This window comes from bacterium, from assembly GCA_040757115.1.
In the GTDB taxonomy this organism is placed as follows: domain Bacteria; phylum UBA9089; class CG2-30-40-21; order CG2-30-40-21; family SBAY01; genus JBFLXS01.
In genome coordinates this window covers 1-10,026 of record JBFLYA010000137.1, presented here as the reverse complement: position 1 = coordinate 10,026, position 10,026 = coordinate 1, and the positions used below count along the sequence as shown (strand labels likewise).

Annotated in this window: 7 protein-coding genes; 1 reads left to right on the top strand and 6 read right to left on the bottom strand. The window is 35.1% G+C overall.

The window, feature by feature from the left end; all coding sequences use genetic code 11:
- From AB1422_12305 to AB1422_12285, 5 genes are all read right to left on the bottom strand, one after another.
- A partial coding sequence (locus AB1422_12305) for a 6-bladed beta-propeller (GenBank protein ID MEW6620094.1) occupies window positions 1-1,477 on the bottom strand: 1,477 nt, incomplete at its 3' end.
- 112 nt (window positions 1,478-1,589) lie between these two features.
- Complete coding sequence (locus AB1422_12300; protein MEW6620093.1) at window positions 1,590-2,246, bottom strand: Yip1 family protein; 657 nt, start codon at window positions 2,244-2,246, stop codon at window positions 1,590-1,592.
- A 31-nt stretch (window positions 2,247-2,277) separates the two neighbouring features.
- Window positions 2,278-2,829 carry a hypothetical protein gene (locus AB1422_12295; GenBank protein ID MEW6620092.1) on the bottom strand — a complete coding sequence of 184 codons (552 nt, stop codon included), beginning with the start codon at window positions 2,827-2,829 and terminating at the stop codon, window positions 2,278-2,280.
- A gap of 1 nt (window position 2,830) precedes the next feature.
- Complete coding sequence (locus AB1422_12290; protein MEW6620091.1) at window positions 2,831-7,231, bottom strand: CARDB domain-containing protein; 4,401 nt, start codon at window positions 7,229-7,231, stop codon at window positions 2,831-2,833.
- Window positions 7,232-7,310: 79 nt separating this feature from the next.
- Complete coding sequence (locus AB1422_12285; protein ID MEW6620090.1) at window positions 7,311-7,763, bottom strand: hypothetical protein; 453 nt, start codon at window positions 7,761-7,763, stop codon at window positions 7,311-7,313.
- A 309-nt stretch (window positions 7,764-8,072) separates the two neighbouring features.
- On the opposite strand from AB1422_12285, the gene AB1422_12280 reads away from it, so the two are divergent.
- Window positions 8,073-8,441, top strand: coding sequence for a helix-turn-helix transcriptional regulator (locus AB1422_12280; GenBank protein MEW6620089.1), 369 nt, complete (start codon window positions 8,073-8,075; stop codon window positions 8,439-8,441).
- Window positions 8,442-8,550: 109 nt separating this feature from the next.
- Here the strand turns inward: AB1422_12280 and AB1422_12275 are convergent.
- On the bottom strand, window positions 8,551-10,026 hold a 1,476-nt coding region (locus tag AB1422_12275; GenBank protein ID MEW6620088.1), incomplete at its 5' end, for a T9SS type A sorting domain-containing protein.

Below are 10,026 nucleotides of genomic sequence, written 5' to 3'. Positions count from 1 at the left end.
CTTCAGCCCTGATAATTAAACTCTTTACTCCACATAAGACAGAATTTGGTATTGTAGTTTTATAACTATAAACTCCATCATTGGCTATTTCATCCCCGTATGTCCCATCATCAAACATTGGTTGGTTGGAATTATTTAAAATAGGCATAAGGTTAATAGTAGCGGAGGCAATTCCATTAACATCAGTGATTTGAGCCGTTAAAGTTACTGTATTACCCACTATAACTATATCAGGTGTTGCCTTTTGATTTGTGATTTCAGGTGGACTGTTGTCTATCCAGACATTACCTTTTTTCTGTGGGGCGTGATAATTCAAGGCATTGACTGCATTAATGACATAGGTATATTCACCATCTGCGACTACTTTATCTGAATCATCTTTGCCATCCCATACCTTAGTCTGAGTTCCTGCAGGTCTATCTTCGTTAACTAAATTTCTTACCAAATTCCCATCTTTATCATAGATATTTATAGTAACATGGGCTGTTTCCGGGATAGTGTAGCTAATCGTCGTAGTATCAAACTTACCATCGCTATTGGGCGAAAATAACATAGGAGAGGCTGAGACATCGGTGATATAAGTAGATATATTAAACACTTCAAATCGAGATAATGTTGAATCAATAACATAGAGTTTGTTTTCTATACTTATTACTCCCTTTTGTGGAAGGAATAGATTGCCTTTCTCTATGCCATACTTACCGTATAACTCAATGTATATTCCCTTTGGGGAAAATTTCTGGACTCTATGGTTCTCTGTATCTATGACCAAAATATAGCCCTCTTTATCCACAACCACATCTGCAGGCATAATAAATTGTCCTTCACCTTGTCCCATACCCCCAAAGTTTAAAGTAGCCTTTCCGTCGGGGCTAAATTTTTGGATGCGATGATTGTAAGTATCCGCAACATAGATATTGCCGTCATTGTCCAGGTCAATTCCATAGGAATGCCATAGCATCCCAGATTGAGTTCCCCATTCACCAAAGGAATTACCGTTAGAAAAAGAGTTTATTGGATTGCCATCAAGGTCGAATTTTGATATTCTCTGATTGGCTGAATCGCAAACAAGAAAATACTTTTTCTTAAAATCAATAGCAATGTCTCTGGGTAGCAAGAACTGGTCTGGAGATTGCCCTTCAGAACCAATTGTCTTTACAAAAGTAATACTTGTGCCATTATCCTTTAGTTTCTGGATGCGATGATTACCTGTATCAACTACATAGATATCTCCTGCTGGGGTAACTCCAATACCTTGTGGATGCATAAATTCACCTGCACCTTTGCCTAAATTACCAAAGGTTAAGGGGTTTGAGCCATCCAAATTGCACCTTAGGATACGACAATTACCCGTATCAGCAATATAGAGATAATTACCATTTGTTGCAATTCCATAGGGGTTGGTAAGGTCTAAAGAATAGGCATTGCTTTGAAATAATGTAATTAATATTGCCAAGGCTAAATACTTGTATTGCATTATTTTATTCCTCCAATCCAAAATAATCCAAACAACATTAAAATTCCCAAATTTACTCAACGAATTCCACTCATACCAAAGAGAAGAATTAAAACCTCTCATCGCTCAATAATTACCCTTTCAAACTGAAAATTACCCAAAACATACTCATCGTTCCCAATGCTATCAAAGAAAAAAACAGTATTGGCAAAATTAGAAACCATATTCGGCATCTCCATTTTTCTGGTTTCATTACAATCGTTACTCCTTGATAACTAACATAAATAGAATAATAGCTTGCAAGTATGCTAATTATAGCTAATAATAGGTCTCTCGTAGGCAACAATGGCTCATCAGGAATATAAGGCTTTGGCTTGCTCAAAGTCTCTATAATTGATACAAAAACCGTAATAAAACAGGGAAGGAAACATGAGTAAAGATTAATGAATCTTGCTGTTTTGACATTCGGCACTCCTTTCGACCATTTTACCCGTAGATTAAAGAACCAACCGCCTAATCTATAAAAACAATAACCTATTATCAATCCTATAATTATGGCAAATGTCCAATAACTAAACCAATTATTCAAAAACTCACCTTGATCTAATTTATTTTGCAAATCCCCTTTTACAAATTGCCGGTCAATTCTATTAATTTCAACAGCCAATCCATAGATTATAAGTGTAAACCAAAGATATGGTGAAGATTCCTCCCGGAAATATTCCCTAAAAAATTTCTTTGGCTGAAAGACTATTAATCTCCAGAAACTTAAAAAAGTCAGCATTTCCATAATAAAACCTTCCTCATAAATCTTTCTCTTCTCATCTGGTTATCCCCAATGTAATGTAAATTGAATTTTGAGTAAGAATATCTGCTTTGAATTCATTAATCTCTCGTGACTGTAGACAAATTTCTCTCTCTGATTTTAAACATTCTTCTATTTTTACAATCCTCCCTTCAATTTTTTGGATTAAATGATTATTTTCCCATATTGATTCAAAATCACCATATAAATATCCAGTTCCTGATAAATATTCTCCTTTTTTAACATAAAGTAGTTTTTCTTCTTCTTTATTTACCGAAACTCTAATAGGGACCCCACAATCTATTAACAAATCTCGCCAAGAATAGGCTTCTAATAAAGACAGTATTTCTCCGTTAATTTCATAGTAATTTTTATTACTAATGTATTTTATATTTTTGATTAAATAATTTTTTACCTTTAAATCAAAAGAACGTAAACACAATTGAACTGCTAATTTATTCCCTACACAAAAAGAAATAGGAACATTATTGGAATAACAACCATCGCCTATCAAATTTAAGATAATTTCCTCTATTCTAAAACAAACTTCTATATTTTTACTCTCCATCTTATTGTAATTCCCATATTTGTTTATCAACATTCCACTTCCACACATTTGGACCTTTTATTGGGTAGGTAGTAATTATTTTACCTTCTTGAGTAGTAATAGTCCACATTTCATCGATACCGTATTTAGAAGGTTGGTAAATATATTTTAACTTATCCCCACTTATTATAGGGTCAACTCTTCTAATGCTTTCATATATTAACTCTTCTACTTCACTATCTTTCATTACATTTGGTAATGTTTTAGGGATCGCCCTTTCTATTCTTCTTCCTGTTGGGAAGAAAGAAGCAGAAATATTTACTTCTAAAGTACCATCTATATGCCTACCAAATATATGTTTCCAGCCGAAAGATTCATTTCCTTCTTCAAGCCAACCTACTCCTTTAATTCCTTTTGCTATACCTCTTGTATTTTTTAACTCCCCACCCCTCTTATACACCTCAAACGCCTCATCGGCCATATCATCGCCAAACTTCTTAAGCAATGTTCCTCCCTCATCCCCATATTTAACAAAGAATTCGCCGAGTTGTTGAGCGTCATCTGAGGTCTTGAGAAGTTTTATCGCCAGGTCTTCATTCTTACTTAAGAAACCAAATAGATGACCACAAGCCTCTTTGTTTTTCATCAACAAATCCATTCCTACCTCTCCAAGCTTTCCTGCTGCCTGAAAAGGAATTATTTTACCTATCTTCTTAAGTACATTTATGACTATATCATCACCAGGAAAACCAGGTAGTCCTACATCAAGTATAAACCCTACACCCGCTACCACTAAGACAAATGTATTTATATCCTCTCCTGCTAAACCACTGAATATTTGAGCGGCTATATCCCTCGCATCACCACAAGGAGCATAGTCCAAGGTAGTATAAGCTATCTTTTTTATCTTTGAATCCCCGGGATTAATTTCGACAGTATCCTTAAGGACTTTGAATACCGCTTGTGTCCTTTGAAGTATTCTTGTTTGTGATTCTCCTACCTCTTTTATGGGTGGAGTTAATACCCCCTTTATAGGTTCTAATATTTGATAGGCAACCAACCTGAATTCATATACACCTGGAGGTACATATCCTTTATACTTATCCTTACCGTCCCATATAATTATCGGATTCCCCTTTACAAATGTAGGGGGCGGTTGATAGATTTTCTCAGAATAAACTATACTTCCTTCTTTTCCACCAGTAACATCTACTACCTGAAATTCTATATAACTTATCTGTCCTTCTTGTTTGTATTCGATGTATATAGGTTCGGGATTATTGGTGTCAGTATAATAAGTTCCTGGTGAATATCCATTTATTGATATAATGTTTACTTTTACAGGGTTAGGAATGGCATCAATTGAAATAGGAATGCTTTCATTATCCCCTTTATCTACTGTTTTGACCTGATAATTATATGTTCTACCATTTGTCAGCCCTCTATCTTCATATATCATCTCCTTTATAGGATAGGAATTTTGCTTTGTTCCATCCCTATAGATATTAAAACCGGCAAAATCTTGTTCAAAATGGTCCTTTCTCCAAACCAAGGTAATACTTTCATTATCCCCATAAGCGGCAAGGCCTGCTGGAGCAGAAGGAGGTAGGTCTGCCATTGTTGGGGTAGCCTGAACAACATTTGAATCATTGCTTTCTACCCCTTCATAGCTTTCTGCCCTAATTTTGTAATAATAGGTTGTGTCATTGGTTACGCTGTAGTCAGTAAAGGAATTAGAGTAGGTATAATCTATCTTCTCATAATCAGATGTATTTATACCCGGCTGGCGGTAGATGTTCCATTTCCCGGCATCCCAGGAATAATCCCAGGAGAGAGACACATAACCATCATTACCAACTGCAGATAGATTGGTAGGTGGGTCAGGTTGCCTTATATCCTTTGGTATGCCTTCTGCACGATTGGATAGGCTACTTTCATTGCCAGAAGTATCTATAGCTAATACCTTGTAATAATACTTTATCCCTTTTATTAAATCATAGGCTTGAAGGCTATTCCCTGTTGGTTCATAATATGCATCATAAATTTCTTCCGATATATTGGGAGATGTGGATTCATATACACGATAATAGGCTACTGCGACATCATCTGTTGATGCTGTCCAGGTTAGATTTAGATGTGTGCCATCATCATCTGGTGGATTGGTTACGGTTAAGTTAGTTGGTGCTGAAGGAGGAGTAATATCTTGCGGCGGTGTAATAATTACAGAAGCCTGATTTGAAGGAACACTTTCATCATCTGGAGGATAAGAATACCAATCTACCGCTGTTACCTTGTAATAATAAGTCCCTACATTAGGAACACCCCTATCCTCATAATATCGGACATCATTAGAGGTATTACCAATATAATTACTATTTGAAGGCACAAAATTATTAGTTTGACTTCTATAAATATAAAATCCCCATAATACAGAATTATCATAGGACCAATCCCAGTTTAATTTAACGGTGTTGTTTGCTATAACAGTTGCCGTTAAATTTGTTGGTGGTTGGATACGAATAACGGTGAATGAGTCTTCTTTTTTATTATTATCTTCATTTGACTCCGAAACAACATTATCTACATCTGTTTCTAACCTTACTTTATGACTCCCGATTGAAAAGGTCTCTGTGTAGGTATCAGAGATATATTGAGTAGTTTTTAAACCATCAGTATACCAGGTCTTTTTTAGACTCTCATCAATATAGAGTTTGGTATAAAACCGTATGGAGACAGGTATATCTGCACTACCATCATTATCTACTCTCCATTTAATCTCTGCTGGTTGAGCTCCGACAGGGGTTGAAGGGGTTATGGTTAAACTTGTAACCACTAAATCAGGTAAGGCAGGTAAGGCAGACCAATAAAACTGCCTCTCATAACTATTATCATTCTCATTTGACTCAGCAATGGCATTTGTTGCATCAATGACAATCTTTAAAGTATGAGAGCCTGAACTTAATGTCCTTTGCCAATCATCTACATAAGTCCAATATCCAGAAGATAAACCATCTGTGTACCAACTCTGTATATATGTCCCATCAATGTAAAAGTAGGTATGAAATCTACCTGCTGCATTTGCATTTCCATTGTTTTGAATTGCCCAATCGATATAAGTTATCTGATTACCATAAAGGGTATCAACACTATGTGTATTTGGAACAGATGAGGGAACAATGGGATAATCCCAGCCAGAAGGGGTGTAGTAAGTTAGATTTGGCTTCCCTTGCCAATAAAACTGCCTCTCATAACTATTATCATTCTCATTTGACTCAACAATGGCATTTGTGGCATCAATGACAATCTTTAGGGTATGATAGCCTACACTTAATGTCCTTTGCCAATCATCTACATAACTCCAGTATCCAGAAGATAAACCATCTGTGTACCAACTTTGTATATATGTCCCATCAATGTAAAAGTAGGTATAAAATCTACCTGATGCATTAGCATCTCCATTATTTTGAATTGCCCAGTCTATGTATGTTGTTTGATTACCGTAAAGGGTATCAACCTTATGTGTATTTGGAACAGATGATGGCACAATAGGATAATCCCAGCCAGAAGGGGTGTAGTAAGTTAGATTTGGCTTCCCTTGCCAATAAAACTGCCTCTCATAGCTATTATCATTCTCATTTGATTCAGAGATGGCATTTGTTGCATCGATGACAATCTTTAGGGTATGATAGCCTACACTTAATGTCCTTTGCCAATCATCTACATAAGTCCAATATCCAGAAGATAAACCATCTGTGTACCAACTCTGTATATATGTCCCATCAATGTAAAAGTAGGTATAAAATCTACCTGTTGCATTAGCATCTCCATTATTTTGAATTGCCCAGTCTATGTATGTTGTTTGATTACCGTAAAGGGTATCAACCTTATGTGTATTTGGAACAGATGATGGCACAATAGGATAATCCCAGCCAGAAGGAGTGTAGTAAGTTAGATTTGGCTTCCCTTGCCAATAAAACTGTCTCTCATAGCTATTATCATTCTCATTTGATTCAGAGATGGCATTTGTTGCATCGATGACAATCTTTAGGGTATGATAGCCTACACTTAATGTCCTTTGCCAATCATCTACATAAGTCCAATATCCAGAAGATAAACCATCTGTGTACCAACTCTGTATATATGTCCCATCAATGTAAAAGTAGGTATAAAATCTACCTGTTGCATTAGCATCTCCATTATTTTGAATTGCCCAGTCTATGTATGTTGTTTGATTACCGTAAAGGGTATCAACCTTATGTGTATTTGGAACAGATGATGGCACAATGGGATAATCCCAGCCAGAAGGGGTGTAGTGGGTTAAGTTAGGTGCTCCCAATGCTTCTTTCCCAAAACCATTATTTACAAGAAAAAGACACCCCATAATGATAATTAGCATCTTTATTCTTTTTACTACCACTTCCATTTATACTTAATTCTCCTTCAAATAATTAATCCATTAATTTTTAATTCTTATGTTTTTTTGATTAACATATCAGCCCTTTCTATGGTTTAACATTGAATCCTGGTATCTTTTCTTCTCCCTTTATTTCTAATATAACTCCAGGTGTTGAGGTTCCCATTGAAGATACAGGCTGTTTGTGTTCAAAGCCTGGAATTGGAAGCTCATTAGATATTGGAATACTCTCACTCTCTAAGATTTCTTTTGAAGATATAGACTCTTGGGATTTATCAATAATTGATTTTTTAAATCCTGGTATCTTTTCTTCTCCCTTTATTTCTAATATAACTCCAGGAGGTTGAACTCTTTCTTTAGTTTCTTTTATCACTCCATGCACATTTTCCCCTTTAATCTTCTTCTCCATAGATAGTTTCTTTACACCCTCTTCCTTATATACTTTTTTTATTTTAGTTTCTTTTGCCCAACTATTCTTGTTCAAATTAACTACTCCTATTAATCCTATAGCTAAAACTAATACAATAATCTTTTTACACATTTTTAATACCTCCTCTTTTTTGGTAAACGGATCGAATGGATTTATTTGCTTCGCAACATTCTACGAATTCGGATGGGATTTTTGTTGATTTTCACCTTCCTCACTTCTTTAGCTGGTAAGTATTGAATTCTCCTTCAATCTCTCATTTAAATTTGATTATTTATAATATAGCATAAAAATACTAATTTGTCAAGTTGTTTTTTTTATTTTTTTAACAAATAGTTAATAATAAAAATAATTATATAGTTACTTCACTTTTTAGAAGTTAAAAGATATACTCTAAATACTAAATACAAGGAAGGTTTATTTATGGATATTAGAAAACAAATAGGGGTAAAAATTAGAGAAATAAGGAAAGATATGTGTCTAACACAAGAAGAACTTGGAGAGATGGTAGAATTAGAAGCAGGATATATTAGTCAAATAGAACGAGGAGAAAAATATCCTTCCCTAAAAACATTAGTTAAGCTTGCTCAAGTTTTAGAAGTAAATGTAGATTATTTTGTCAAGACTAATATGGATGAACTACCTCAAAAGATAAAATCACTTTCTAAATCAGATTTATTAATTAAGAAATTAGTTGGATTACTTAAAGATAAAGATACAGAGGATATAAAATATATTATTTCTGTAAGCAAGAAATTTTTTGATCGGGTTTATAAACATTCCCAGAGCTAACTTTAAGGATAATTATTGCTTTTTTTTAAAAACGGTCGTTAGTAAAATGTTTAGTCCTCTTATTTCCTTTTACTTTTTGAGGGTTAAACTTTAAGGCTTGCAATTTTAATTATCTGATCACACCTAATTTCCCTCTCTTCATATTGCCAATCCTATCTGTCAGGATATAAATGTATATTCCAGAGGCAACTCTTTCATTAGCAGAATTCCGACAGGTCCAGGTTATCTTACCTGCGCTATTAGATTCTCTTTCTTCTTCATAAACCAACTCACCAACAATGTTGAATATTCTTATTTTTATCAGTCTATTTTGAGGCAAATTAGCAAAGGTTATTTCACCTTTCTTTGTCGGATTAGGATAACAATAGACAGATTGGAAATCGGTTATTTGAATTTGAGGTGTGGGTGGAGGTAATTTAATCTCTGTATTTTGTTGTTGCTCTGTTTTTACTATTGGTCCAACCATCTCTAAAGTCGCAGGTCCGACCGCAGAAACTCCATCTGCCCAGCTTACCATAATTAACTCATCTTCCCCTAAATCACCAAATATATCAACTTGTGAAGGGGAAAATTCCCCGACCAAACTCGGGTCTCCAATTGCTTCTAAAGTAGCCGTTTTTGCAGATAGTGACTCACTCCCTATCTCTAAAGGATTAAGATTGATTCCCAGTTTCTCTTTTGCCTCTATCAAATAAGTGTAAGTTCCTGACTCTGTAAAACTAATGTTAGCATAATAATCTCCATCGGCTAAATTTCCACTCGTCGGAACAAACCCCATTGGAAAGGGACTACCAAAAATTCTTTTCCCATCTTTATATATCCACAGGTGAACATATTTTGGCAGATTCCCATCCGCATCATAATATCGAACCTTATAGGTGAATGAAGTCGAATTTACTGTGCCATAATCAGGATTGATGCCATCAGATTCAAACCCAGATTCGCCTGTCCAGGTAAGTATTGGAGCATTGGTTACAACAGGTCCACTCTTGTCTCCAGTAGCAGGTAATTTCACATATAAATTAGCCGGATTATTCTCATAAGCATCAATCCAATATCTATAACTTCCAGTCTGTAAAGTCTTAGTTGCCATATAAATTCCACAACTTTGTGTTCCAATTTCACCATTAAACCAGGTCATTGTTAAAGTAGCCACCTCACTACCATTCTTTTTAACATGCAATAGTGGATAACCAGGTTTTGGCAGGTCATTATTCAAATCACGATATCTAACTTTGAAGGTAAAGATAGTTCCCGTTGTTCCCATTTCTGGCTCTAATCCATCAGATACATAACCACCTGTCCCTACCCATAATAATTGTGGTCTCCAATTAGCTCCACCAGTAACTACAGGACCATAATTAGTAGAAGTAGGTGTTGCCATCTTCCGATATATATCCATTGCTTCAAAATAGTAGGAATAATTTGAGTTATTATATCCAAGTATTAGAGGATTAGAATATACCCTACCAGAACTAATATTTCCTCCATCATGATAAGGTAGTATAATTGGACTTCTTGGAATATCTACTCCACCAATTAATATATGAACCTTCGGATAGCCAGTATAAGGCACATTCCCTTC

Bases quoted from the DNA above. Each gene is read 5' to 3' on its own strand.
- AB1422_12285 (MEW6620090.1), bottom strand. From the start codon at position 7,763: ATGTGTAAAAAGATTATTGTATTAGTTTTAGCTATAGGATTAATAGGA.
- AB1422_12290 (MEW6620091.1), bottom strand. From the start codon at position 7,231: ATGGAAGTGGTAGTAAAAAGAATAAAGATGCTAATTATCATTATGGGG.
- AB1422_12300 (MEW6620093.1), bottom strand. From the start codon at position 2,246: ATGGAAATGCTGACTTTTTTAAGTTTCTGGAGATTAATAGTCTTTCAG.
- AB1422_12295 (MEW6620092.1), bottom strand. From the start codon at position 2,829: ATGGAGAGTAAAAATATAGAAGTTTGTTTTAGAATAGAGGAAATTATC.
- AB1422_12280 (MEW6620089.1), top strand. From the start codon at position 8,073: ATGGATATTAGAAAACAAATAGGGGTAAAAATTAGAGAAATAAGGAAA.